The sequence below is a fragment of the Streptomyces sp. NPDC037410 genome, assembly GCF_055602235.1.
On the sequence record NZ_JBVJWR010000007.1, the window covers coordinates 47,416 to 72,061 of the forward strand.

26 protein-coding genes are annotated in these 24,646 nt (G+C 70.3%); 17 read left to right on the forward strand and 9 right to left on the reverse strand.

Features of this window, described 5'->3' with window-relative positions:
* Positions 1–43 precede the first annotated feature (43 nt).
* Positions 44–523: an Lrp/AsnC family transcriptional regulator gene (locus tag ACZ7HT_RS13490; RefSeq protein ID WP_116160754.1), complete on the reverse strand. Its 480-nt coding sequence runs from the start codon at positions 521–523 to the stop codon at positions 44–46.
* Between the two features lie 121 nt (positions 524–644).
* Between ACZ7HT_RS13490 and hppD the strand changes: the two genes are divergently transcribed.
* On the forward strand, positions 645–1,790 hold the full coding sequence (gene hppD / locus ACZ7HT_RS13495; protein ID WP_471164159.1) for a 4-hydroxyphenylpyruvate dioxygenase: 1,146 nt from the start codon (positions 645–647) through the stop codon (positions 1,788–1,790).
* 85 nt (positions 1,791–1,875) lie between these two features.
* On the opposite strand, the gene ACZ7HT_RS13500 is transcribed toward hppD, so the two are convergent.
* Positions 1,876–3,264: a tetratricopeptide repeat protein gene (locus ACZ7HT_RS13500; protein WP_471164162.1), complete on the reverse strand. Its 1,389-nt coding sequence runs from the start codon at positions 3,262–3,264 to the stop codon at positions 1,876–1,878.
* A 98-nt stretch (positions 3,265–3,362) separates the two neighbouring features.
* On the opposite strand from ACZ7HT_RS13500, the gene ACZ7HT_RS13505 reads away from it, so the two are divergent.
* Positions 3,363–4,745, forward strand: a complete 1,383-nt coding sequence (locus tag ACZ7HT_RS13505; RefSeq protein ID WP_471164165.1) for an FAD-binding oxidoreductase — start codon at positions 3,363–3,365, stop codon at positions 4,743–4,745.
* An 11-nt stretch (positions 4,746–4,756) separates the two neighbouring features.
* Here ACZ7HT_RS13505 and ACZ7HT_RS13510 read toward each other — a convergent pair whose 3' ends face one another.
* Entirely contained in the window at positions 4,757–5,248 is a 492-nt protein-coding gene (locus ACZ7HT_RS13510) for an SsgA family sporulation/cell division regulator (protein ID WP_471164167.1), read from the reverse strand.
* A 311-nt stretch (positions 5,249–5,559) separates the two neighbouring features.
* Here ACZ7HT_RS13510 and ACZ7HT_RS13515 point away from each other — a divergent pair, with 311 nt between their 5' ends.
* On the forward strand, positions 5,560–7,056 hold the full coding sequence (locus ACZ7HT_RS13515) for an RDD family protein (RefSeq protein WP_471164169.1): 1,497 nt from the start codon (positions 5,560–5,562) through the stop codon (positions 7,054–7,056).
* A 65-nt stretch (positions 7,057–7,121) separates the two neighbouring features.
* The gene (locus ACZ7HT_RS13520; protein WP_471164172.1) at positions 7,122–7,910 is read left to right on the forward strand and encodes an RDD family protein; all 789 of its coding nucleotides are present in this window, start codon (positions 7,122–7,124) and stop codon (positions 7,908–7,910) included.
* A gap of 25 nt (positions 7,911–7,935) precedes the next feature.
* Here the strand turns inward: ACZ7HT_RS13520 and ACZ7HT_RS13525 are convergent, their stop codons facing one another.
* Positions 7,936–8,193, reverse strand: coding sequence for a hypothetical protein (locus ACZ7HT_RS13525; RefSeq protein WP_471164175.1), 258 nt, complete (start codon positions 8,191–8,193; stop codon positions 7,936–7,938).
* Between the two features lie 327 nt (positions 8,194–8,520).
* Between ACZ7HT_RS13525 and ACZ7HT_RS13530 the strand changes: the two genes are divergently transcribed.
* Both ACZ7HT_RS13530 and ACZ7HT_RS13535 read left to right on the forward strand, forming a co-directional pair.
* Positions 8,521–10,929, forward strand: a complete 2,409-nt coding sequence (locus ACZ7HT_RS13530) for an immune inhibitor A domain-containing protein (RefSeq protein WP_471164178.1) — start codon at positions 8,521–8,523, stop codon at positions 10,927–10,929.
* A 123-nt stretch (positions 10,930–11,052) separates the two neighbouring features.
* Positions 11,053–11,364, forward strand: coding sequence for a hypothetical protein (locus tag ACZ7HT_RS13535; RefSeq protein ID WP_392153572.1), 312 nt, complete (start codon positions 11,053–11,055; stop codon positions 11,362–11,364).
* Positions 11,365–11,393: 29 nt separating this feature from the next.
* Here ACZ7HT_RS13535 and ACZ7HT_RS13540 read toward each other — a convergent pair whose 3' ends face one another.
* Together ACZ7HT_RS13540 and ACZ7HT_RS13545 are read right to left on the reverse strand one after the other, a co-directional pair.
* A complete protein-coding gene (locus tag ACZ7HT_RS13540; RefSeq protein WP_471164181.1) occupies positions 11,394–11,993 on the reverse strand; it encodes an isochorismatase family protein in 600 nt (199 codons plus the stop codon).
* An 87-nt stretch (positions 11,994–12,080) separates the two neighbouring features.
* Positions 12,081–13,409 (reverse strand): nicotinate phosphoribosyltransferase, encoded by a 1,329-nt coding sequence (locus ACZ7HT_RS13545; RefSeq protein WP_471164184.1) that lies wholly within the window; start codon positions 13,407–13,409, stop codon positions 12,081–12,083.
* A 125-nt stretch (positions 13,410–13,534) separates the two neighbouring features.
* Between ACZ7HT_RS13545 and clpS the strand changes: the two genes are divergently transcribed.
* The 7 genes from clpS to ACZ7HT_RS13580 all read left to right on the forward strand — a co-directional run bounded on the left by clpS (position 13,535) and on the right by ACZ7HT_RS13580 (position 18,260).
* Positions 13,535–13,840, forward strand: coding sequence for an ATP-dependent Clp protease adapter ClpS (clpS, locus tag ACZ7HT_RS13550; RefSeq protein ID WP_041129438.1), 306 nt, complete (start codon positions 13,535–13,537; stop codon positions 13,838–13,840).
* Complete coding sequence (locus ACZ7HT_RS13555; RefSeq protein WP_471164188.1) at positions 13,840–14,424, forward strand: DUF2017 domain-containing protein; 585 nt, start codon at positions 13,840–13,842, stop codon at positions 14,422–14,424. Before clpS ends, ACZ7HT_RS13555 begins: the two co-directional genes overlap by 1 nt.
* A 321-nt stretch (positions 14,425–14,745) precedes the next feature.
* A complete protein-coding gene (locus ACZ7HT_RS13560) occupies positions 14,746–16,182 on the forward strand; it encodes an amino acid permease (RefSeq protein ID WP_471164192.1) in 1,437 nt (478 codons plus the stop codon).
* 76 nt (positions 16,183–16,258) lie between these two features.
* A complete protein-coding gene (locus ACZ7HT_RS13565; protein ID WP_471164194.1) occupies positions 16,259–16,684 on the forward strand; it encodes a M67 family metallopeptidase in 426 nt (141 codons plus the stop codon).
* A 133-nt stretch (positions 16,685–16,817) separates the two neighbouring features.
* Complete coding sequence (locus ACZ7HT_RS13570; RefSeq protein WP_471164197.1) at positions 16,818–16,934, forward strand: putative leader peptide; 117 nt, start codon at positions 16,818–16,820, stop codon at positions 16,932–16,934.
* A 91-nt stretch (positions 16,935–17,025) separates the two neighbouring features.
* A complete protein-coding gene (locus tag ACZ7HT_RS13575; RefSeq protein ID WP_471164200.1) occupies positions 17,026–17,304 on the forward strand; it encodes a MoaD/ThiS family protein in 279 nt (92 codons plus the stop codon).
* A 5-nt stretch (positions 17,305–17,309) separates the two neighbouring features.
* Complete coding sequence (locus tag ACZ7HT_RS13580; RefSeq protein ID WP_471164202.1) at positions 17,310–18,260, forward strand: PLP-dependent cysteine synthase family protein; 951 nt, start codon at positions 17,310–17,312, stop codon at positions 18,258–18,260.
* A 152-nt stretch (positions 18,261–18,412) separates the two neighbouring features.
* Here ACZ7HT_RS13580 and ACZ7HT_RS13585 read toward each other — a convergent pair whose 3' ends face one another.
* Positions 18,413–18,877 carry a type II toxin-antitoxin system PemK/MazF family toxin gene (locus tag ACZ7HT_RS13585; protein ID WP_471164205.1) on the reverse strand — a complete coding sequence of 155 codons (465 nt, stop codon included), beginning with the start codon at positions 18,875–18,877 and terminating at the stop codon, positions 18,413–18,415.
* Positions 18,878–19,079: 202 nt separating this feature from the next.
* On the opposite strand from ACZ7HT_RS13585, the gene ACZ7HT_RS13590 reads away from it, so the two are divergent.
* On the forward strand, positions 19,080–19,835 hold the full coding sequence (locus tag ACZ7HT_RS13590; RefSeq protein ID WP_471164208.1) for an MBL fold metallo-hydrolase: 756 nt from the start codon (positions 19,080–19,082) through the stop codon (positions 19,833–19,835).
* A gap of 89 nt (positions 19,836–19,924) precedes the next feature.
* Here the strand turns inward: ACZ7HT_RS13590 and ACZ7HT_RS13595 are convergent, their stop codons facing one another.
* Positions 19,925–21,190 (reverse strand): PTS transporter subunit EIIC, encoded by a 1,266-nt coding sequence (locus ACZ7HT_RS13595; RefSeq protein ID WP_471164211.1) that lies wholly within the window; start codon positions 21,188–21,190, stop codon positions 19,925–19,927.
* 322 nt (positions 21,191–21,512) lie between these two features.
* Positions 21,513–22,844, reverse strand: a complete 1,332-nt coding sequence (locus ACZ7HT_RS13600; RefSeq protein WP_471164213.1) for a PTS transporter subunit EIIC — start codon at positions 22,842–22,844, stop codon at positions 21,513–21,515.
* A 196-nt stretch (positions 22,845–23,040) separates the two neighbouring features.
* Between ACZ7HT_RS13600 and ACZ7HT_RS13605 the strand changes: the two genes are divergently transcribed.
* From ACZ7HT_RS13605 to ACZ7HT_RS13615, 3 genes are all read left to right on the forward strand, one after another.
* The gene (locus tag ACZ7HT_RS13605; protein WP_376480285.1) at positions 23,041–23,313 is read left to right on the forward strand and encodes a PTS sugar transporter subunit IIB; all 273 of its coding nucleotides are present in this window, start codon (positions 23,041–23,043) and stop codon (positions 23,311–23,313) included.
* A 119-nt stretch (positions 23,314–23,432) separates the two neighbouring features.
* Positions 23,433–24,164 (forward strand): ribonuclease PH, encoded by a 732-nt coding sequence (gene rph, locus ACZ7HT_RS13610; RefSeq protein WP_471164216.1) that lies wholly within the window; start codon positions 23,433–23,435, stop codon positions 24,162–24,164.
* 92 nt (positions 24,165–24,256) lie between these two features.
* Positions 24,257–24,643: a hypothetical protein gene (locus ACZ7HT_RS13615; protein WP_471164220.1), complete on the forward strand. Its 387-nt coding sequence runs from the start codon at positions 24,257–24,259 to the stop codon at positions 24,641–24,643.
* Positions 24,644–24,646 lie beyond the last annotated feature (3 nt).

Here is a 24,646-nt window from a genome sequence, read left to right on the forward strand (position 1 = left end):
GACTTCTTTGCAACTCGTCGGACTCGTCGGGACCGTGCCGGCCCTACGCCGTCGGCTCACCCGCCGCCGCCTGCTCCACCAGCGGGATGATCCGCAGCGGCACCGGGTTCTCCATCACGATCGCCGTCGACGCCCGCACGATCCCCTCGAAGGCCACCACCTTGTCGATCACCCGCTGGAGGTCCGCGTTCGAGCGGGCGACGAGCCGGCAGAGCATGTCGCCGTGGCCCGTCGTCGTGTGCAGCTCCAGGACCTCCGGCACCGTCGCCAGATGGCCCCGCACGTCCGCGCCCTGGCCCTGCTTGATCTCCAGGGTCGCGAAGGCCGTCACCGGATAGCCCAGCGCCGCCGGGTCCACCTGCGGCCCGAACCCCCTGATCACCCCGCTCGCCTGGAGCCGGTCGAGCCGCGCCTGCACCGTCCCGCGCGCCACCCCCAGACGCCGTGAGGCCTCCAGGACGCCGATGCGCGGCTCGCGCGCGAGGAGCGCGATCAGCCGGCCGTCCAAATGATCGATCGCCACAGTGGTCTCCCCATGGTCAGGATGTACAAGTCGCACGGCCATGCTGACCGATCGCTGTGCAGATTGACCAGCGAAAAATCAAACTCTTGCGCACCTTGCCGAACGGCGGGACATTGCTGCCATGACTGAGACCATCGATCACACCCCTTCCACCGCGCGTGAGGCCGATCCCTTCCCGGTCAAGGGAATGGACGCGGTCGTCTTCGCCGTCGGCAACGCCAAGCAGGCCGCGCACTACTACTCCACGGCCTTCGGCATGAAGCTGGTCGCCTACTCCGGACCGGAGAACGGCAGCCGCGAGACCGCCAGTTACGTCCTCACCAACGGCTCCGCCCGTTTCGTGTTCACCTCCGTCATCAAGGCCACGACCGACTGGGGCCGCTTCCTCGCCGAGCACGTCGCCGAGCACGGCGACGGCGTCGTCGACCTGGCGATCGAGGTGCCGGACGCCCGCGCCGCGTACGCCTACGCCGTCGAGCACGGCGCCACCGGCATCACCGAGCCCTACGAGCTGAAGGACGAGAACGGCACCGTCGTCCTCGCCGCCATCGCCACGTACGGCAAGACCCGCCACACCCTCGTCGAGCGCTCCGGCTACGACGGCCCCTACCTGCCGGGCTTCGTCTCCGCCAACCCGATCGTCGAGCCCCCGGCCAAGCGCACCTTCCAGGCCATCGACCACTGCGTCGGCAACGTCGAGCTCGGCAAGATGAACGACTGGGTCGGCTTCTACAACAAGGTCATGGGCTTCACGAACATGAAGGAGTTCGTGGGCGACGACATCGCGACCGAGTACTCGGCGCTCATGTCGAAGGTCGTCGCGGACGGCACCCTCAAGGTGAAGTTCCCGATCAACGAGCCGGCGATCGCGAAGAAGAAGTCGCAGATCGACGAGTACCTGGAGTTCTACCGCGGCGCCGGCGTGCAGCACATCGCCCTCGCCACGAACGACATCGTCGCCTCCGTGCGCGCGATGCGGGCCGCCGGTGTCCAGTTCCTCGACACCCCCGACTCGTACTACGACACGCTCGGCGAGTGGGCGGGCGAGACGCGCGTCCCCGTCGAGACCCTGCGCGAGCTGAAGATCCTCGTCGACCGCGACGAGGACGGCTACCTGCTGCAGATCTTCACCAAGCCGGTCCAGGACCGCCCGACCGTCTTCTTCGAGATGATCGAGCGGCACGGGTCGATGGGCTTCGGCAAGGGCAACTTCAAGGCGCTGTTCGAGGCGATCGAGCGCGAGCAGGAGAAGCGCGGCAACCTGTAGCCACCGCTCGTGAGGGGTCCCGGGGCCCGGCCCCGGGGCCCCTCACGCATGCCCGGCCCATACGGGGGGTGGGCCGGGCATGCGTTCAGGTGCGCCGTGGTCGCGCCGGCTTCCCGCGCAGCTCCGCCGGGAGTTCGTCCGGGAGGTCGCCCAGTGACGTCAGGGCGGCCTCCGCCCGCCGCGCGTGCAGCGGCGAGAACCCCGGGTTCAGACGCAGCGCCTCCGCCAGGTGACGGCGCGCCGGGGCCGGCTGCTCAAGGGCCCGTTCGATCTCCCCCCGGTGGTACGTGAAGAGCGCACTCCGCACCCCCTCCTCCGTGGCCCGTCGCGCGTACCCCAGCGCCTCCCTCGACGCGCCGGAGCGGTGCAGCGCCCATCCCAGCGCGTCCGCGGCCCGCACCGAGCGGTGGCCGCGCGCCCACTCCGCCCGCATGCGTACGGCCGCCGCCGCCGGATCGCCGTGGTCCGCGTCGAGGAGCGCAAGGGGCACCTCCGCGCCGCTCCACGTGCCTGCACGCAGCCGCTCGTACAGCGCCCGAGCCTCCCCGTCGCGCCCCAGCGACTCGTACAGCTCGCCCGCCTCCAGGAGGTACTCCGGCAGCGGCAGCCGTGCCAGGGCCGCCCCCCAGCCGCGCACCGCCTCCTCCGTGCGACCGAGGCCCGCGAGCGACCGCGCCCGGCCGGCGAGCGAGGGCCCGTGGTCCGGTACGAGCCGCAGCGCCGCCCCGTACCGCCCGAGCGCCTCAGCCGGTTCGCCCCGCTCCCACGCCAGGTCCCCGAGCCGCGCGAGCGCCGCCGCCTTCTCCGTGTCCGTCTCCGCGAGCGCCGCCGCGTCGAAGGCCGCCGCGTCGGCGTCCTCGCGCCAGCCCCGGTCACGGAACGTCTCCGCGGCCCTGCCCCGCACCATCGCGCCCGCGTGGAGCCCTTCCAGGCTCTCCATGGCCTTCTGGGCCGCCGGGTACTCCCCGAGCCCGTTGTACGCGTCGATGAGGACCGGATACACCGGCCAGTGGCGCGGGTCGGCCTTCCGCACCCGCTCCCCCCACTCCTTCGCCGTCCGCCAGTCGCCCCGCGCCCCCGCGAGCGCCCCGAGGCCCAGCTGCGCCTCCGGATTGCCGCGCGCGGCGGGCCGTTCGGCGAGCGAGCGGCGCAGCGCCCGCTCGGCCCGCGGATAGTCCCGTACGTCTCCGCGCCGGCTGCCCCGCTCCGTGTACGCCGCGCCCAGCTCCGCCCAGGACGCCTCGTCCTCCGGGTGGGCCCGCAGCCACGTCTCCCGGTCGGCGATCAGCGCGGCCAGGTCCGGCAGCGCGGCCTGCGCGCCCGCGTGGGCCGCGATCACCGCCCGCTCCGCCGGTCCGGGCGGGGGCGGCGGGCCCTGCCCGGAGAACTCCGGGACGTACAGCAGCGCCGTCGCCGCGAGCACCGCGCCCACCCCGGCCGCCAGGACCGTCCTCGACACGTTCTCGGTCTTCATGGCGCTCACTGTGCGCCCGCGTCCGCCCGTACGAAGAGCGTGCGAAGCGCCCGCTCCGGCGGGTTCACACCGATGGCGGCGGGTGCCACGCTGGACGCATGGACGATCTTCAGCAGGACGACCTCACGGCGCGGCTGCGCGCCGGACTTCCCGCCGACGCGGTCCTCACCGACCCGGACGTCACCGCCTCCTACGCGCGCGACATGGCGAGTTTCTGCGCGGCCGGCGCCCCCGCTGCCGTCGTGCACCCTCGTACGGTCGAACAGGTCCGGCACGTCATGCGCACCGCGACCGAACTCCGTGTCCCCGTCGTCCCGCAGGGCGCCCGCACGGGCCTGTCAGGCGGCGCGAACGCCTCCGACGGCTGCATCGTGCTCTCCCTCGTCACGATGGACCGCATCCTGGAGATCAACCCGGTCGACCGGATCGCCGTCGTCGAACCGGGCGTCGTCAACGCCGTGCTGTCCCGTGCCGTCGCCGAACACGGTCTGTACTACCCGCCGGACCCCTCCAGCTGGGAGACCTGCACCATCGGCGGGAACATCGGCACCGCCTCCGGCGGCCTGTGCTGCGTCAAGTACGGGGTGACCGCCGAGTATGTGCTCGGCCTCGACGTCGTCCTCGCGGACGGGCGGCTCCTGCGCACCGGCCGGCGCACCGCCAAGGGCGTCGCCGGGTACGACCTGACCCGGCTCTTCGTCGGCTCCGAGGGCAGCCTCGGCATCGTCGTCGGGGCCGTGCTCGCGCTGAGGCCGCAGCCGCCCGCGCAGCTCGCGCTCGCCGCCGAGTTCCCCTCCGCGGCCGCCGCCTGCGAGGCCGTCTGCGCGATCATGGAGCGCGGCCACACCCCGTCGCTGCTCGAACTCATGGACCGCACCACCGTCCAGGCCGTCAACAAGCTGGCGCGCATGGGTCTGCCGGACAGCACCGAGGCCCTCCTCCTGTGCGCCTTCGACACCCCGGACCCGGCCGCCGACCTGGCCGCCGTCGGGGAGCTGTGCGCGGCGGCGGGCGCCACCGAGGTCGTCCCGGCCGCGGACGCCGCCGAGTCCGAACTCCTCCTCCAGGCACGCCGGCTCTCCCTCACCGCCCTGGAGACGATCAAGTCCGCGACGATGATCGACGACGTGTGCGTGCCGCGGACGCGGCTCGCCGAGATGCTCGACGGCACGGCCGAGATCGGCGAGAAGTACCGCCTGACCATCGGCGTCTGCGCGCACGCGGGCGACGGCAACACCCATCCCGTCGTCTGCTTCGACCACACCGACGAGGACGAGTCGCGGCGTGCCCGGGAGTCCTTCGACGAGATCATGGCGCTCGGGCTCGCCCTCGGCGGCACGATCACCGGCGAGCACGGCGTGGGCGTCCTCAAGAAGGAGTGGCTGGCACGGGAGCTGGGCCCGGTCGGCCTCGAACTCCAGCGCGGGATCAAGGCCACCTTCGACCCGCTGGGGCTGCTCAACCCCGGAAAGCTGTTCTGAGCGAGCCGGGTTCACAGCTCGCCGTCCTGGGACTCGTCCGACGGCCACGGGTCGCGCAGCCACAGGTCGTCGCCGACCACGGTGGTCGCCAGGATCTCCGCCAGCCCGTCGTCGATGCCGAGCCGCTCGGACTCGGTGCCCGGCGGCACCGCGCGCAGGGTCCGCTCCAGCCAGGCGGACACCTGCGCGGACGGGGCTTCGAGCAGGGCGTCGCCGTCGGGGGAGGAAAGCGCCATCAGGATGACGCTGCGGCCGTCGACCTTCGTGGGCCAGATGCGGACGTCCCCGTGGCCGCAGGCCCGGAAGACGCCCTCGACGAGCAGTTCGCGCGCGAAGGTCCAGTTGACCGGGTGGTCCGTGCCGATGTGGAAGGTGATGTGGACGGCGTACGGGTCGTCGGTGCGGTAGGCGAGCCGGGCGGGGACGGGGACGGAGCGCTCGGGGGAGAGCACCAGCTTCAGCTCCAGCTCGCGCTCGACGGTGGTGTTGTCGGTGTTCTGCATGGCCGTGCTCCTTCTCGCGTGCGGGCCCCGGGTGGGCCTTCACCTGGAGAGAGCGGGGTGACCGCGGTTCATTACGCGACTTCGGGAAGTTTTTTTCGGGAAGTTTTTCCGGGGGGTCCGCCGGGCAGGATGCAACGGCCCGAACATCACAGGGAGTGATCGGTTCCGGTGCGCGTCCCCCCGAAGGCGGGCTTTCTCGCGGGCTCTTTGTTCCCTCGGGGACGTTCTTCGTTACTGTCCTCCTTGGGTGCGGCACGCCCGGCGCGCGGCCGTGCGGATCAAAGGCGTTGTGACTGAACGGAGTCGGGGCAGTGGCTACTCCTCCTGGAGGCGGCGGCGAGGTACCGCAGGCGGGGTACTACCCGGACCCGTCCATTCCCGGATACATCCGGTACTGGAACGGGGGCGCGTGGGTGCCCGGCACGAGCCGGCCCGCGCCCGCGGACGGCGCGGTTCCGTCCCAGCCGCCCGCCGCGGCGATCCCGGCCGGCCCGATCCTGTCCGCCGGCCCGGCCCCGGCCCCCGCCGTGACACCGGCCCCGACACCGGCGACGCCCCCGCCCGCGCAGGCCTCGGCGCCGGTGCAGTCGGCGGCGCCCGTGCAGGCCTCCGCGCCCGTGCAGGCTTCCCCGCCCGTGCAGTCGGCGGCGCCCGTTCAGGCCGCCGGGCCCGCTCAGGCTGCGGCGCCCACCCCGGCCTCCGCGCCCGCCGTGGCGCAGGCGCAGGTGCAGGCACCCCCGCACGTGCCCGCCCAGGCGCAGGCCCCCGCACCGACGCCCGCCCCCGTCCCCGTCCCCGTACCCACGGTGGAGGAGACCGGGCCCGTCTTCCTCGACGAGGAGCCGCTCGCGCCGGAGCCCGCCTCGGCCTGGCAGGCGGACTCCTCCCGGCAGACCGGATTCGGCGGCGACCTCGACCAGAAGGTCTCCTGGGGCACGCCCCGGACGCCCGACCCGCGCACCCCGGCGGAGTGGCCGGTCGCGGGCGGGAGCGAGCCGGAGCAGGAGCGGTCCGCCGCCCCTTCGCCCGTCGCGGACCCCCGGGCGACCGGGGGAGCGGCCCGCCTCGGCGGCATGCCGGTCACCCCGATCCCGACGCCCGCCCCGGCCCCGCAGCCCCAGCCCCTGCCGCACGTGCAGGCGCAGCCCCAACCGACCCCCGCCCCCGCCCCCGCCCCTGCCCCCGCCGCAGCGGCCCCGGCACCCGCGCCCGTCTCCACCCCCTCCTGGGCGCAGCAGCCCCAGCCCCAGGAGCAGCAGCAGCCCGTCGTCCCCTGGAAGCCGCCCGTCGAGGACGTGTTCCAGGCGGCGGCCCGCGCGCAGGCCGCCGCCCGCCCCGCCGGGCTCGGCCGGCGCCTGGTCGCCCGGCTGATCGACAGCGTCGTCCTGGGCGCGCTGGTCGGCGCGGCCTCCGTGCCCTTCGTGACCGCGGCGATCGACCACATCGAGGGCAAGATCGAGGCGGCCAGGCAGTCCGGCACCACCGTCCAGGTCTGGCTGCTCGACTCGACGACCGCCGTCCAGTTCGGCATCGTGCTGGCCTCGCTGTTCGTCATCGGCGTCCTGTACGAGGCGCTGCCCACCGCCAAGTGGGGCCGCACCCTGGGCAAGAAGCTGTGCGGGATCGAGGTGCGGGACATCGAGGCGCACGAGCCGCCGACGTTCGGGAAGGCGCTGCGCCGCTGGCTCGTCTACAGCGTCCTGGGGCTCCTGGCCATCGGTGTCGTCAACGTCCTGTGGTGCCTGTTCGACCGCCCCTGGCGGCAGTGCTGGCACGACAAGGCGGCCCGCACCTTCGTGGCGCGCTGACCGGAGGTCCCCCGAACGGGCTGCGATCTTTTGCGGGGCCGTCGCCCCCGGGATGCACTGCCCCCATGAGCACCGACCAGCCGCCGCCAGGCCAGCCGCCCGAGGACGACCCGTTCAGCAAGAGGCCCCCGGAGCCGCCGCCGGGAGGCCCGCCGCCGGAGCCACCCCCGGGAGAAGGGCCGCCGCCGGGAGGCGGGCCACCTCCGGGCGGGCCCCCGCCCCCGCCCGGAGGCCCCCCGCCGGGCGGCCCCCCGCCCGGAAGCCCGTACGACTCCCCGTACGGCGGCGGCGGCTCCCCGTACGACAACATGCCCCCGCCCCCGCCCCCGTACGACAGTCCTTACGGCGGTGGTTACGGCGGGGCCGATCCGCTCTCCGGGATGCCGCCGCTCGCGGAGACCGGTCGGCGCGTGCTCGCCCGGCTCATCGACTGGGTGATCGTCGCGGTGCCGCTCGCGATCATCGGCATCCCCTTCGACATCTACCAGCGGGCGACGAAGAACGGCGACGGCTTCGACAACACGGTCAACAGCCTCAACGGCGGCAGCCAGCTCGTCTTCCAGCTCATCACGATCGTCGCGTACGTCACCTACGACACCGTGCTGACGGCCAAGGACGGCCGGACGATCGGCAAGCGGCTGATGAAGCTGCGGGTCGCGATGCTCAACGACGGATCGACGCCCCCGATGAGCCAGTCGCTGCTGCGCGCCGTCGTGCTCTGGCTGCCCGCGCTGATCTGCTGCGCCTGTCTGTGGCCGCTGCTGATCCTCATCCTGATCGTGCTCGACAAGCCGTACAAGCAGGGTCTGCACGACAAGGCGGCGAAGACGGTGGTCGTCACCGTCCCCCACTGAGCCAGGGACGAACCCCCACGAACCGTCACGAACCGATCCGGGTATCGGCCCCCGCGCCCACGCGCTGGGCCGGCACCCGGATCTCGTCGTTCACCGGGGTATTGACGGGCCGCTCGCGTCCCGGCATCGTCACCGCCACGAGGGCGCCGAGCAGCAGGCCGGCGGCGCAGATCACCGCGATGCCCAGGGTCGTCTCCGTCCCGGAGAGCAGCAGCAGGGCGACGGTCGTGAGGACGACGGTGGCCGAACCGTAGGTGAGCTGTGCGGCGTTCGGACGCTGCATGACGGGTACCGCCCCTCGAAGCTTCGGTTCGACTCTACGACGGTGGATGCCCGGGTGCTGTGACAGGTAAGCGTGACCTAATCCACGCCGCCGGTGCACGGGGGGCGCACAGGGGCACGAAACCGCCAATTCTCGTTCACGGCGCGCCCACTAAGTGTTCGATAATCGGAAATCCCGTCCTGCATAGTGCACTTGACCCGTGCAAGTCAAGATCTGTCTTTTCTTGCCTCACTCCGGTCGAATGTCGTCACTTGTGACGCGCGACCCCGCCGGACGGACACCCCACCTTCGGTCCGAGAGCGCGGGCGCCGGGGAGGACAACATCAAGTGACCAACAGACGACGGGCGATCAGAGCGTCCGCAGTCGTCGTGGCGCTCGCGGCTACCGCCGCCACCGCCTCGACCTTCACCACCGCCTGGGCCGACAACCACGGCAACGTGACGCCGGCCGGCATCCAGACCGTCGACAAGACGACGGTCGACCACGACCTCGAGGGTCCGTACAGCGACCAGCAGGAGCAGCAGCGCAAGGCTGCTCTCGAAGCGGTCCTGAACGGCGACGCCAAGGTCGAGAACCGGGGCGGCTCGCAGGTCGTCAAGCTCGGCGCCAAGAAGTACGTCGAGATGGGCCGCGAGAAGACCGACAAGATCTTCACGATCCTCGTCGAGTTCGGCGACCAGGTGGACAACACCACCCTGGTCGACCGCAAGGACGACGACACGCCGGAGCTCAAGCCGAAGTACGGCGGCACGCCCGGCCCGCTGCACAACTCCATAGCCCAGCCCGACCGTGCGCACGACAACTCCACGGCCTGGCAGGCGGATTACAACCAGAAGCACTTCCAGGACCTGTACTTCGGTACCGGGAAGAACGCCGACGGCAGCCCGAAGCACTCCATGAAGACCTACTACGAGCGGACCTCGTCCGGTCGTTACTCGGTCGACGGTGCGGTCTCGGACTGGGTCAAGGTCCCGTACAACGAGGCCCGTTACGGCTCGAACTACTGCGGCCAGACCAACTGCGCCAACGTCTGGGACACCGTCCGCGACGGCGTCACCGCCTGGGTCGCCGACCAGAAGGCCAAGGGCCAGACCGACGCCCAGATCAAGGCCCAGCTGGCCTCGTACGACCAGTGGGACCGTTACGACTTCGACGGCGACGGCAACTTCAACGAGCCCGACGGCTACATCGACCACTTCCAGATCGTCCACGCGGGCGAGGACGAGTCGGCCGGTGGCGGCGTCGAGGGCAAGAACGCCCTGTGGGCCCACCGCTGGTACGCCTACGGCACCAACGCGGGCAAGACCGGCCCGGAGAACAACAAGGCCGGCGGCACCCCGATCGGCGACACCGGCATCTGGGTCGGCGACTACACGATGCAGCCGGAGAACGGCGGCCTCGGCGTCTTCGCGCACGAGTACGGCCACGACCTCGGTCTGCCGGACAACTACGACACCGCCGGCGGCGAGAACTCGACCGGGTTCTGGGACCTCATGTCGTCCGGCTCGTGGCTCGGCCAGGGCAAGGACTCCATCGGCGACCTGCCCGGCGACATGTCCTCCTGGGACAAGCTCCAGCTCGGCTGGCTGAACTACGCCAAGGTCAACGACTGGCAGCGTGGCACCAAGACCACCCACAAGCTGGGCGTCTCGGAGTACAACACCAAGAACCCGCAGGCGCTCCTCGTCGAGCTGCCGAAGAAGCAGGTCACCACCGACATCGTCGCGCCCGCCGAGGGTGCGACGCAGTGGTGGAGCAACATGGGTGACGACCTCAAGAACACCCTGACCCGCTCCGTCGACCTCACGGGCAAGACGTCCGCCTCCCTGGAGCTCCAGGGCTGGTACGACATCGAGGCGGAGTACGACTACCTCTACGCCGAGGTGTCGACCGACGGCGGCGCCAGCTGGAAGGCCCTGGAGGGCACCGCCGACGGCGTGGCCATCCCGAAGGACGCCTCCGGCGCCCCCGGCCTGACCGGTGCCTCGGACACGCACAAGAAGCTCGTCTACGACCTGGGCGCCTACGCGGGCAAGAAGGTCGACCTCCGCTTCCGCTACCAGACGGACGGCGGCGCGGGCGGCAAGGGCTTCACCGCCGACGCCATCGACGTGACCGCCGACGGTGCCTCCGTCTTCGCCGACGGCGCCGAGAACGGCGACAACGGCTGGGTCGCCAAGGGCTTCTCGCGGGTCGGCAAGGGCTTCACGAAGGAGTACGAGCAGTACTACCTCGCGGAGAACCGCCAGTACACCTCGTACGACACGACCATCAAGACCGGCCCGTACAACTTCGGTTTCACGGGTGACCAGGCGAGCTGGGTCGAGCACTACCCGTACCAGAACGGTCTGCTGATCTGGAAGTGGGACCTGTCCCAGAAGGACAACAACACCTCCCAGCACCCGGGCGCCGGTCTGATCCTCCCGATCGACTCGCACCCGAGCCCGCTGAAGTGGTCCAACGGTGAGCTGATGCGTGCCCGCGTCCAGTCGTACGACTCGCCGTTCACGATCGCGCGCACCGACGGCTTCCAGCTGCACAACAAGGGCGTCGCCACCTGGGTCCCGTCCCAGGCCGGCAACCCGACCTTCGACGACCGCAAGGGCGTCTACTGGTTCGCCGAGAACCCGCGTGCGGGTGTCCAGGTAACTGACACCAACACCAAGATCCAGGTCGTCAAGGAGCCGAAGGACGGCCAGACGGTCACGGTTCAGGTCGGTCCCTCGACCAAGTAGTTCGTAAAACAGCAGGTCACAGCATGATCGGCCGTCGCCCTCTAGCGGGCGGCGGCCGATCGTGTTTAGGTGCGTCTGACCGCAGTTCTTATTGACATCCGATCCACGGGGGAGTGGTTCCGCATGCCCAACGGAGGGTTCTGCAAGCTGCCGGGAGGCAGTGTGGTCGTCGCCATAGGGCTGCCCAGCCCGGCCCGCGACGGCGCCACCGTCCGCTTCCTGGTCCACGCGGCCAACCGCGCCCGCGCCCTGACCCGGCTGCGGAACCTGGGGCTGCGGGCGGTCTACCTCCGCGGCAACTCCGAGCCGCCCACCCCGGACGAGATAACCGCCGTCCTGCACCACCCGGACGGCCTGCTGTGGAGATCCACCCCCGGCGCCGCCCAGGAGCTCTGGCACCCCGTACGGTCCCTCCCGAAGGAACCGGCCGCGTAGACAGCCGTCCCGAGCCCGATCCCGCGGCTCTACGCCACCACCGGCATGCCCCGCAGCTCCACGCCCGCCGCCCGGAGCTCCTCCAGGGCCCGCTCCGTCGTCGCCCGGGCCACGCCGGCCGTCAGGTCGAGCAGGACATGGGTCCGGAAGCCCTCCCGCGCCGAGTCCAGGGCGGTGGCCCGGACACAGTGGTCGGTGGCGATGCCGACCACGTCGACCTCGGTGACGTCCCGCTCGCGCAGCCACTCCGCGAGCGTCCGGCCGTTCTCGTCGCGCCCCTCGAAGCCGCTGTACGCCGCGGAGTACGCGCCCTTGTCGAAGACGGCGTCGATCGCCCCGCTGGCGACGGCGGGCGCGAAGTTCGGGTGGAAGCCGACGCCCTCCGTGCCGGCCACGCAGTGCACCGGCCAGGAGGACACGTAGTCCGGCTCCTCGCCGGCCGGGGCGAAGTGCGCGCCCGGGTCGACGTGGTGGTCACGGGTGGCGACGACGTGCCGGTAGGAGGTGCCCGCCGTCTGGCCCACCAGGTCGGTGATCGCGGCGGCGACGTCCGCGCCGCCGGCCACCGCGAGGCTGCCGCCCTCGCAGAAGTCGTTCTGAACGTCCACAACGATCAATGCGCGGTGCATGGCGGGTGTCCTTAGCGCGTCGGGGAGGGGCGGGTTCGAGCCTAGAGACTTCCCCCTCCCATCGGGAGGGGGCGTCCCCGGGGAGTGCTACGCGTACTCGGTGGGCAGGACCGGCTCGCCCCGCGACAGCTGCATCGCCGACATCGGCAGCCCCGCACGGGCCGCGATGTGCCGGGTCCTGGCGGCCTCCAGGGGCTCCCTGGCCACCACGTCGCCGCCCTTGACCAGCTCGACGAGCAGCTGGTGGTCGGCGAGCTCCGGCGGGACCGGTCCGGTGCCCACGACCTCCGCCTCGGCGACCCCGGCCGCGTCGGGCCGGCGTGCCGCCCACTTGCGTCCGCCGACCGAGGCCTTGCCGCCCAGCGACTTCTTCGCCACCGGCACCAGGGGCGCCTTCGGGTCGGCCGAGGCGGCCCGGGCGACCAGCTTGTAGACCATGGAGCAGGTCGGGTGACCGCTGCCCGTGACGAGCTGCGTGCCCACCCCGTACGCGTCGACGGGGGCCGCCGCGAGCGAGGCGATGGCGTACTCGTCGAGGTCCGAGGTGACCACGATCTTGGTGTCCCGGGCGCCCAGCTCGTCGAGCTGCGCCCGCACCCGGTGCGCGACCAGCAGCAGGTCGCCGGAGTCGATCCGTACGGCCCCGAGCTCGGGCCCGGCGACCTCGACGGCCGTACGGACGGCCTCGGTCACGTCGTACGTGTCGACGAGCAGGGTCGTGCCGCGCCCCAGGGTCTCCACCTGGGCCCGGAAGGCGTCCCGCTCGCTGTCGTGGAGCAGGGTGAAGGCGTGGGCGGAGGTGCCGACGGTCGGGATGCCGTAGCGGAAGCCGGCGGCGAGGTCCGAGGTGGCCTGGAAGCCGCCGACGTACGCGGCGCGCGAGGCGGCGACGGCCGCCAGCTCGTGGGTGCGCCGGGCGCCCATCTCGATCAGCCGCCGCTCGCCGGCCGCGACCGACATGCGGGAGGCGGCGGCCGCGATGGCCGAGTCGTGGTTGAGGATCGAGAGGATCACGGTCTCCAGGAGCACGCACTCCGCGAAGGAGCCCTCGACGCGCAGCACGGGGGAGCCGGGGAAGTACACCTCGCCCTCGGGGTAGCCCCAGATGTCGCCCGAGAAGCGGTAGCGGGCCAGCCACTCCAGGGTCGGCTCGTCGACGATGCCGTGCTCGCGCAGGAAGCCCAGGACGGCGGGGTCGAACCGGAAGTTCTCGACGGCGTCGAGGACCCGGCCGACGCCCGAGAGGACGCCGTAGCGCCGCCCCTCGGGCAGCCGCCGGGTGAAGACCTCGAAGACGGAGCGCCGGTCGGCGGTGCCGGCCCGCAGGGCCGCCTGGAGCATGGTCAGCTCGTACTGATCGGTGAAGAGCGCGGTCGACGGCACGTCCACCGGCAGCCCAAGGTCCGCAGCGTTCATGTCAGCGATGCTAGCGCAGAAATCGTCAGAGTGACGAATAGTGCGGCCGAAGGGGGTGCATCAGGGGGTGCGTGTGGTGTGCCCCGTTTGCGCGACCGGCCCCCAGGGGTGACAACATGGGGTGAGTGAGCGTCGCGCCTATTGAGATCGAACGTACGGAATCGGCCGAGGAGGTCTCCGCGGTCGTCGAACCCGACGTGCCCTGGGTGACCCTCGTGCACAACGATCCGGTCAACCTGATGAGCTATGTCGAGTACGTCTTCCAGTCGTACTTCGGATACTCCAAGGACAAGGCGCACAAGCTGATGCTCGACGTGCACAACAAGGGCCGCGCGGTGGTCTCCAGCGGCACCCGCGAGGAGATGGAACGGGACGTGCAGGCGATGCACGGCTACGGCCTGTGGGCGACCCTCTCCCAGGACCGCTTCTGATGGCCGGGCACTTCGAGGCGCTCCCCGGCGGCGGCGCGGCCGTCGCGCTCGACGACGTCGAGATCTCCATCCTCCGCTCCCTCGCCGTCCAGCTCATGGAACTGATCGGCCCCGGCGACGAGCCCGCCGCCGACGCGGACCCGCTGGCCGCGCTCTTCGCGGAGGGCCCGAGCGAGCCGCCGTCCGACCCCGCCCTCCGGCGCCTCTTCCCCGACGCGTACGGGGACGACAGCGAGGAGCTGCGGGCGGCCGCCTCCGACTTCCGCCGCTACACGGAGAACGACCTGCGGACCCGCAAGCGCCAGGACGCCCTCGCGGTCGTGCGCGCCCTCGACTCCCTCTCCGCCGAGGCGGCGGGGGAGGGCGGCGCGGTCCTCAAGCTCACCCAGGACGAGTCCCGGGCCTGGCTCGGCGCGCTCAACGACCTCCGGCTGACCATCGGGACCCGTCTGGAGGTCACGGAGGACGAGCAGAGCGAGGAGCTGTACCGGCTGCCGGACTCCGACCCGCGCAAGCCGATGGTGATGGCGTACCTCTGGCTGGGGGCGCTCCAGGAGTCCCTCGTCGCGACCCTGATGCCCTGAGCGGTCGGCCGTTCACGCCCTGTTCGCTCAGCGGACGCTCAAATCCGCATAACGAATGCGTTATGAGAGCGTCCGTCTGGCCATCTTGCACACCCTTTGTCCCTATTTATTTGTGGTGTGCGCCACACGCAACTCCGTCGATCACCCCCTACGCCGTGATAAATCTTCACGACCACTCGGGCAACGCCACCCCTGTTCCCGAGGGCGCTTGGGCCGGCTGACCGCCGGTAGCACTCCATCCATATCCGGGGGGATCAGGAACTGATCCGCAGCAGACGCACTCGCAGTCGCGCGGATCGGCATGGAGAAAGGCGCACCACCATGACCTCACTGCAGGTCGACCAGCAGCACGACGGCAATGAGGCCGAGGACTCCGCCTCGGGCGAGGGTTACCACCGGGCACTCGGCGCCCGCCAGATCCAGATGATCGCGATCGGCGGCGCCATCGGCACCGGGCTCTTCCTCGGCGCGGGCAAGGGCATCTCCATCGCGGGACCGAGCCTGATCCTCGCGTACGCGATCGCCGGCCTCGTCATCTTCTTCATCATGCGGGCGCTCGGCGAGCTCCTCATGTACCGCCCGGTGTCGGGCTCCTTCTCGGAGTACGCCCGCGAGTTCATGGGCCCGTTCGCGGGCTTCGCGACCGGCTGGACGTACTGGCTCTTCTGGGTCGTCACCGGCATCACCGAGGTCACCGCCGCGGCGACCTACATGACGTACTGGTGGGACATCCCGCAGTGGCTGTCCGCCCTCGTCTTCACCGTGATCCTCTACGCCGCCAACCTGATCTCCGTGAAGCTCTTCGGTGAGCTGGAGTTCTGGTTCTCCATGGTCAAGGTCACCGCGATCGTCGGCATGATCCTGATCTGCGCCGGCATCCTCACCCTCGGCTTCTCCGACGCCGGAGCCACCGCCTCCGTCACCCACCTGTGGGACCTCGGCGGCTTCTTCGCCGGCAAGGACGGCATCTTCTCGACCCTGATGACCCTCCAGATGGTCATGTTCGCGTTCCTCGCGGTCGAGCTGGTCGGTGTGACGGCGGGCGAGTCGAAAGACCCGAAGACGGTCCTCCCGAAGGCCATCAACACCGTGCCGTGGCGCATCGCCGTCTTCTACGTCGGCGCGCTGATCATGATCCTGTCGGTCGTCCCGTGGACCGAGTTCCAGCCGGGCGTCTCCCCGTTCGTCGCCGCCTTCCAGAAGATGGGCCTCGGCATCGGCGCCGCCGTCGTCAACTTCGTCGTCCTGACGGCCGCCCTGTCCTCCTGCAACTCGGGCATGTACTCCACCGGCCGCATGCTGCGCGACCTCGCGCTCAACGGCCAGGGTCCGAAGGTCTTCACCAAGCTGACGAAGTCCGGCACCCCGCTGGTCGGCACCACGGTCTCCGCCGCCCTCATGATGGTCGGCGTCTGGATCAACTACCAGTGGCCCGGCGAGGCGTTCAACTACGTCGTCTCCTTCGCCACCATCTCCGGCATGTGGGCCTGGATCGTCATCCTGATCTGCCAGATCCGCTACCGCCGCAAGGCCGACCGCGGCGAGCTGCCCCAGTCCCCCTTCAAGGCGCCCGGCGGCATCTGGTTCAGCGTCTTCTCGCTCGCCTTCATCGGCATGGTGATCGTGACCATGGGCATGGACAAGGACAACCGGGTCGCGCTGTACGGCGCGCCCGTCTGGGGCCTGGTCCTCGCCGTCTCCTACCTGGTCCTCAAGGCCCGCAACCCCGAGGGCGCGGCCTTCGCCAAGCGCTCCTGACCTGGGAAGTCTCAGCATCCGGGCCGTTCCGTACCACTTATCGGTACGGAACGGCCCGTCTGCTTATCCTGTCGGCATGCTGACCATCACCCGTGCCCTGTACGACCAGATCGTGGCGCACTCCCGCGCGGACCACCCCGACGAGGCCTGCGGCGTGGTCGCGGGTCCGGTCGGCAGCGGACGCCCCGAGCGGTTCATCCCGATGCTCAACGCCGCCCGCTCGCCCACCTTCTACGAGTTCGACTCCGCGGACCTGTTCAAGCTCTACCGCGACATGGACGACCGGGACGAGGAGCCCGTCGTCGTCTACCACTCGCACACCGCGACCGAGGCCTACCCGTCCCGCACGGACATCTCGTACGCGAACGAGCCCCAGGCCCACTACGTCCTCGTCTCCACCGCCGACACCGACGACGCCGGCCCCTTCCAGTTCCGCTCCTACACGATCGTCGAGGGCGTCGTGACGGAGGAGGAGGTCAAGATCGTCGAGGCGTACGAGTAGAACGGCCCCGCATCGGCACGCGAGGCGGGCGGAGGATGTCACTCCGCCCGCGCCGTCCATCAACCGGTCGGAAACCATCCACCATGTGAGATCACATTCCGAAACCCGGACCGGGAATCGATACGATGAGCCCATGGTTTCCCACGACGTGAGCGAAGAGACTCCGAGCACCACCCTGCTCGTGGCACGCCTGCACGTCGACCTGTGCCGCCTGACCAGCGCGATCTGTACCGCACGCGCTGCGCGCTGAGCGACCGGCCGAGCGCCCTCACCGTACGACCCCCTCCGCGCGGGGCCACAGAAGCGCGCCCATCACGCCACTTCCGACAGGAGCCCACGCCATGGCCATCGAGGTCCGCATCCCGACCATCCTCCGCACCTACACCGACGGCGAGAAGGCCGTCGAGGGCAGCGGCGCGACCCTCGCCGAGCTCTTCGCCGACCTGGAGACCCGCCACAACGGGATCGAGGCCCGCATCGTCGACGGCGGCAAGCTCCGCCGCTTCGTCAACGTCTACCTGAACGACGAGGACGTCCGCTTCCTCGACGGCATCGACACCAAGCTCACCGACGGCGACAACGTCACGATCCTGCCGGCCGTCGCCGGCGGCATGGTCTGATCCACATGCGTTACGACTCCTCGCTGGCCGCCGTCGGCAACACGCCGCTGGTCCGCCTCCCCCGGCTCTCGCCCTCGGACGACGTCCGCATCTGGGCGAAGCTGGAGGACCGCAACCCCACCGGCTCGGTCAAGGACCGCCCCGCGCTCCACATGATCGAGCAGGCGGAGAAGGACGGCCGCCTCACCCCCGGCTGCACCATCCTGGAGCCGACCAGCGGCAACACCGGCATCTCCCTCGCCATGGCCGCAAAGCTCAAGGGCTACAGCATCGTCTGCGTCATGCCGGAGAACACCAGCGAGGAGCGCCGCCAGCTGCTCGCCATGTGGGGCGCCGAGATCATCTCCTCCCCGGCCGCGGGCGGCTCCAACACGGCCGTACGCGTCGCCAAGGAGCTCGCCGCCGAGAACCCGTCCTGGGTGATGCTCTACCAGTACGGCAACCCGGACAACGCCGGCGCCCACTACGCCACCACCGGCCCCGAGATCCTCGCCGACCTCCCCTCCATCACGCACTTCGTGGCGGGCCTCGGCACCACCGGCACCCTGATGGGCGTCGGCCGCTACCTCCGCGAGCACAAGCCCGACGTCAAGATCGTCGCCGCCGAACCGCGCTACGACGACCTCGTCTACGGCCTGCGCAACCTCGACGAGGGCTTCGTACCCGAGCTGTACGACGCCTCCGTCCTCACCACCCGCTTCTCCGTCGGCTCCGCCGACGCGGTCACCCGCACCCGCGAACTCCTCCAGCAGGAGGGCATCTTCGCGGGCGTCTCCACCGGCGCCGCCCTGCACGCGGCCATCGGCGTCGGCAACAAGGCCCTCAAGGCCGGCGAATCCGCCGACATCGCCTTCGTCGTCGCCGACGGCGGCTGGAAGTACCTCTCGACGGGCCTCTACACGGCCAAGACCACAGAGGAAGCAATCGAGGCGGTCCAGGGCCAGCTCTGGGCGTAGGGCCCGCCCCGCTGTGGGCAATCGTCCCGCAGGGCGATGGGGGTCCCCCCCTGCTCGAGCGAAGCCGAGAGCTTGGGGGAGGGTGGGCACACGGGACGGCGCGCTCAGCCGCGCCTAGGCTCCCGAGCCTGAACCCGCACCTGAAGACACGGCTAGCGCGCGAGATGGCGGACCTGGTCCCACACGACCGGGTCCGCCGTCCCCACCCTCCGCCGGAACTCCCACACGGGCACGTCCCGCAGCTCATCCGTCTCCAGGAAGCTCGGCCGCCCCTGCGCGTCCCCCACGGACCCCGGCGGCAGCGCGATCACCCCCGGCCGCTCGTCGTGGTACTTGCTGGTGATCTTGGCGACGAGCGCACTGTCCCCCCGTACCGCGAGAACCAGACACGGCCGGTCCTTCGACCCCGGCCCGTCCTCGTACGGCACGTCCGCCCACCAGATCTCCCCGGCCCGCGGAAGCCGCTCCGGCACCCGCCCCCGCGGCGCGGGACGGCCCGGCGGCCGGGTCCTCCCCTTCGGACGGCGTGACGACGACCGCCTCCACCTATCGGCGAGCGCCACCACCAGCGCGATCACCACGACCGCGACCAGCGCGGGCCACCACGACGTGTCCATACCTCAAGAAGGTACCGGCGCGCGCCCCACCCCGCCGCCGCGCCCCGCCATCCATCCGAACCGGTGACAGAGCCCGTGAGTTCGCCCACAACGGGGCACCACGAAGGAGCGTCGGGCCCGGGTGCGCCTTACGCTCGACTGACCGCACAGCCTCCCCTCCCTCAGCGCGCTTTCCGCACCCGTCCACGGAGGTCCTCGCTCCATGAAGCTCACCGTCGTCGGCTGCTCCGGGTCGTTCCCGTCCGCGGATTCGGCCTGTTCGAGCTACCTCGTCGAGGCCGACGGCTTCCGGCTGCTCCTCGACATGGGCAACGGCGCCCTGGGCGAGCTGCAGCGCCACATCGGTCTGTACGACCTCGACGCGATCTTCCTCAGCCACCTGCACGCGGACCACTGCATCGACATGTGCGGGTACTTCGTCGCCCGGTACTACCGGCACGAGGGCGGACGCTGCGACGCGATCCCGGTGTACGCGCCGGAGGGCGCCGAGCAGCGGCTGACGACGGCGTACGCCGACACGCCCTCGGACACCTCGATGAGCGAGGTCTTCGACTTCCACACGCTGAAGTCGGGCGGCACCTTCGAGATCGGCCCCTTCTCGATCCGTACGGAGAAGGTGTGCCACCCGGTCGAGGCGTACGGCATCCGGGTCGAGCACGGCGGCCGTGTGCTCACGTACTCCGGGGACACCGGTGTCTGCGACGCGCTGCACGACCTCGCCGACGGCGCCGACCTCTTCCTCTGCGAGGCCTCCTTCACGCACGGCAAGGAGGACGTCCCGGACCTCCACCTCAACGGCCGGGAGGCCGGCGCGCACGCGGCCCGCGCGGGGGTGGGACGCCTGGTGCTGACCCACATCCCGCCGTGGACGGACGCCGAGCGGAACCTGCGGGACGCGCGCGAGATCTACGAGGGCCCGTCGGAGCTGGCGAGGCCGGGCGCGGTCTACGAGATCTGAGGCTGCCGCGCATACGGGCTTCCGCGCATACGGGAAGGGCCCCGGAACCGACGTACGGTTCCGGGGCCCTTCCTGCGTACGGGCGAGGCTCACGCCTTGGTGAGGTCCTCGAGCTCCTCGTCGGACTCGCGGCCCGGGGTGGGGAGGTTGAACTTGGTGATCGCGAAGCGGAAGACCACGTAGTAGATCGCCGCGAAGACGAGGCCGATCGGGATGATCATCCACGGCTTGGTCGCGAGGTTCCAGTTGAGCAGGTAGTCGATGCCGCCGGCGGAGAAGGTGAAGCCCGCGTGGACGCCGAAGGCCCAGGTGACGGCCATGGAGACGGCGGTCAGGACCGCGTGGATCGCGTACAGGACCGGCGCGATGAACATGAACGTGAACTCGATCGGCTCGGTGATACCGGTGACGAAGGAGGTCAGCGCGAGGGAGATCATCATGCCCATGACGGCCTTGCGGCGCTCGGGGCGGGCGGCGTGGGCGATGGCGATCGCGGCGGCCGGGAGGCCGAACATCATGATCGGGAAGAAGCCCGACATGAAGATTCCGGCGCTCGGGTCACCGGCGAAGAAGCGGTTGAGGTCACCGTGGACGACCTCGCCGGCGGCGTTGGTGAAGTCACCGATCTGGAACCAGGAGACGGTGTTCACGAACTGGTGCATGCCGACGGGGATCAGCGCGCGGTTGATGAGGCCGAAGAGGCCGGCGCCACCGGCGCCGAGGCCGGTCATCCACTCGCCGAAGCTGGAGATGCCCTCACCGATCGGCTCCCAGACCAGGCCGAAGACGACGCCGACGGCGGTGCCGACGAAGGCCATGATGATCGGGACGAGACGGCGGCCGTTGAAGAAGCCGAGCCAGTCGACGAGCTTGGTGCGGTGGAACCGCTGCCACAGGACGGCCGAGAGCAGACCCATCAGGATGCCGCCGAGGACACCCGGGTTGTTGTACGTCGCGGCGACGTCGACACCCTTGTTGGCGGTCGTGTTGACGACGGCCTCGGTGATCGGGAAGGCCTTCAGCACGTTGCTGTAGACCAGGAAGCCGACGAGCGCGGCCAGGGCGGTGGAGCCGTCCGCCTTCTTGGCGAAGCCGATGGCGACGCCGATGCAGAAGAGCAGGGGCAGGTTGTCGAAGACCGCGCCGCCGGCCGTGGCGAACACGGAGGCGACCTTGTCCCAACCGAGTCCGTCCTTGCCGAAGACGTCGGCCTGGCCGAGACGGAGCAAGATACCCGCGGCCGGCAGAACGGCGATCGGCAGCTGCAGGCTGCGACCGACCTTCTGCAGACCCTGGAACAGGCCGGATCCGCGCTTCTTCGCGGGAGCGGCGGCCTGGGCGGTGGCCGTACTCATCAACTTCCTCCAGTAAGGCAAGGCGCCGCCAGAGCTGGGAAAAGGGGGTGACGGCGGCGTCTCGTGGAACGCGGTGGTCTGGACCGCGTGGTCTACACCAATGAGTGGTGTAGACCAGTTGTAGCACGTGAGACTTAGATAAGGAACCTGCGAATTTTGTGTGCTCAGCCATAGCCTGAAATGCACGACAAAAGGCCCCCGGACGGTCAGGTCCGGGGGCCTTCCATGGGCCTTACGCGGGGGCCGAAAGCCCCGAAAACGGTCAGGGATCGCGAGGTGAACGCAAGGTGATCGAGGGGCTACCTGACGTACTGACCGCGGGCTACTTGACGTTCTCCCGCTCGATCTCCTCCTCGATCTCGTCCGGCTCGCGGCCGGGCGTCTGGAGGTTGAACTTGGTGATCGCGAACCGGAAGATCACGTAGTACACGACCGCGAACCCGAGCCCGATCGGGATGATCAGCCACGGCTTCGTCGCGAGGTTCCAGTTGATCACGTAGTCGATCAGGCCGGCCGAGAAGCTGAAACCGTCCTTCACGCCGAGCGCCCAGGTCAGCGCCATCGAGACACCGGTAAGGACGGCGTGGATCACGAACAGCACCGGCGCGATGAAGAGGAACGAGTACTCGATCGGCTCGGTGATGCCCGTGACGAACGAGGTCAGCGCGACCGAGAGCATCATGCCGCTGACCGCCTTGCGGCGGTTCGGCTTGGCGGTGTGGGCGATCGCGAGCGCCGCGGCGGGCAGGGCGAACATCATGATCGGGAAGAAGCCCGTCAGGAACTGACCGGCGTTCGGGTCGCCCGCGAGGAACATGGGGATGTCGCCGTGCACCACCGTGCCGTCCGGCTTGGTGTACGTGCCGAACTGGAACCAGATGGGCACGTTCAGGAACTGGTGCAGGCCGATGACGAGCAGCGCGCGGTTCGCGAGGCCGAAGATGCCCGAACCCCAGGCGCCGAGCCCGACCAGCCAGTCGCTGAAGTTCTCCAGGCCGTCGCCGATCGGCGGCCAGACCCACAGGCAGATCGCGGCGAACGCGATCGCCACGAACGTCATGATGATCGGCACGAGCCGGCGCCCGTTGAAGAAGCCGAGCCAGTCGACCAGCTTCGTCCGGTGGTAGCGCTGCCAGAACCAGGCCGCCATCAGGCCCATCACGATGCCGCCGAAGACGCCGGGGTTCTGGTACGTGTACCCGGTGAAGACCTGCTCGGGCGAGAGGCAGCCGCCGGCCACGTCCACCGTGCCCTTCGGGCAGTCCTTCGGGAACTGGCGCAGCACGTTGTAGTAGACGAGGAAGCCGACCACCGCGGCGAGCGCGGTCGAGCCGTCCGCCTTCTTCGCCATGCCGATCGCGACACCGATGCAGAACAGCAGCGGCAGACCGAGACTGCCGTCGAGCAGCGCGCCGCCGGCGCCCGCCATCACCTTCGCGACGTTGTCCCAGCCGAGACCTTCGGCGCCGAACACGTCCGGCTGCCCAAGACGGTTGATGATGCCGGCCGCCGGGAGGACGGCGATGGGGAGCTGGAGGCTGCGGCCCATCTTCTGGAGGCCCTGGAAGAGCCCGCCCCAGGACACGGCCTTCTTCGGCTTGGGTGCCGGTTCCGGTTCGGGTTTCGGCGTCGCGGCGGGGCTGTCGGTACTCATCGGCGTCCTCCCTGCCCGGAACAAGCCGGGCCCGCATCTCGTTGCAGACTGGTGTAGACCAGTTGCGGTAGGCTCCGGGAGCCCGCTGAGGACAGGCCGCCGGTGATCGTCATCATTCGGCAGAACGGCGGCACTCGCTCGCGAAGTTGGGCCAACCGTGGGTTACCGTGACAAAGCGGACCGCAGGTGCGCCGAGATTCGCGTTCGCGCGAACGGAACGGACAGGGAGAAACACATGGCCACCAAGGCTGAGAAGATCATCGCCGGGCTCGGCGGCATCGACAACATCGAAGAGGTCGAAGGCTGCATCACCCGCCTGCGCACCGAGGTCGTCGACGCCGCGCTCGTCGACGAGGCCGCCCTGAAGGCCGCCGGCGCCCACGGCGTCGTGAAGATGGGCACCGCCATCCAGGTCGTCATCGGCACCGACGCCGACCCGATCGCCGCGGAGATCGAAGACCTGATGTGAGCCACTGACTCACATCGACGAGGGCCCGTTCCGGCAGGGGAACGGGCCCTCCGTCATGTCCGGCTCGTCGGGGGAACGGGCCCTCCGTCATGTCCGGCACATCCCGATAGGCTCGTCCCATGTCTCGCATCGACGGCCGTACCCCCGAACAGCTCCGCCCCGTCACCATCGAACGGGCCTGGAGCAAGCACGCCGAGGGCTCCGTCCTCATCTCCTTCGGCGACACCAAGGTCTTCTGCACCGCCTCCGTCACCGAAGGCGTCCCGCGCTGGCGCAAGGGCAGCGGCGAAGGCTGGGTGACCGGTGAGTACTCCATGCTCCCCCGCGCCACCAACACCCGCGGCGACCGCGAATCCGTCCGCGGCAAGATCGGCGGCCGCACCCACGAGATCTCCCGCCTCATCGGCCGCTCCCTGCGCGCCGTCATCGACTACAAGGCGCTCGGCGAGAACACGATCGTCCTCGACTGCGACGTCCTCCAGGCCGACGGCGGCACCCGTACGGCGGCGATCACCGGCGCCTACGTGGCCCTGGCCGACGCCATCACCTGGGCGCAGAACAAGAAGCTGGTGAAGGCCGGCCGCAAGCCCCTCACCGGCACGGTCTCCGCCGTCTCCGTCGGCATCGTCGACGGCGTCCCCCTCCTCGACCTCTGCTACGAGGAGGACGTCCGCGCCGACACCGACATGAACGTCGTCTGCACTGGCGACGGCCGCTTCGTCGAGGTCCAGGGCACCGCCGAGGCCGAGCCCTTCGACCGCAAGGAGCTCAACGCCCTCCTCGACCTCGCGTCCGGCGGCTGCGCCGAACTGGCCGAGATCCAGCGCAAGGCCCTCGAAGGAACCCTCTGACACCGCACTGCGTCCTGACGGGCGGGCACCCGGATACGATCGGGCGCCCGCCCGTCCGCACGTCTGTATGTATATCTGGGGGAGGACTCGCCTTGAAGCCGAAGCACCGTCTCGCACTCGCCACGGCCACGGCCGCCGCGCTGACCACCGTCCTGAGCGGCTGCGGAGCGCTCGACACGGCGATGGACTGCGTCAACACGGCTGACGCGATAGCCACGTCCGTCCAGAACCTCCAGCAGGCGGTCTCCAACGCGTCGAACGACGTGACGCAGATCGAGGAGTCCCTGAACTCGATCTCCACGGAACTGGGCAACATCAAGGACACGACGGACAACGCCGACCTGTCCAAGGCGGTCGACGACCTGACGAAGGGCGTGGACTCCGTCCGTACGGCGGTCAAGAACGGCGACACGACCCCGGACATCACGCCGATCACGGACGCGGCGGGCGAGGTGGCCAAGGTCTGCACGCCGGGATAATCG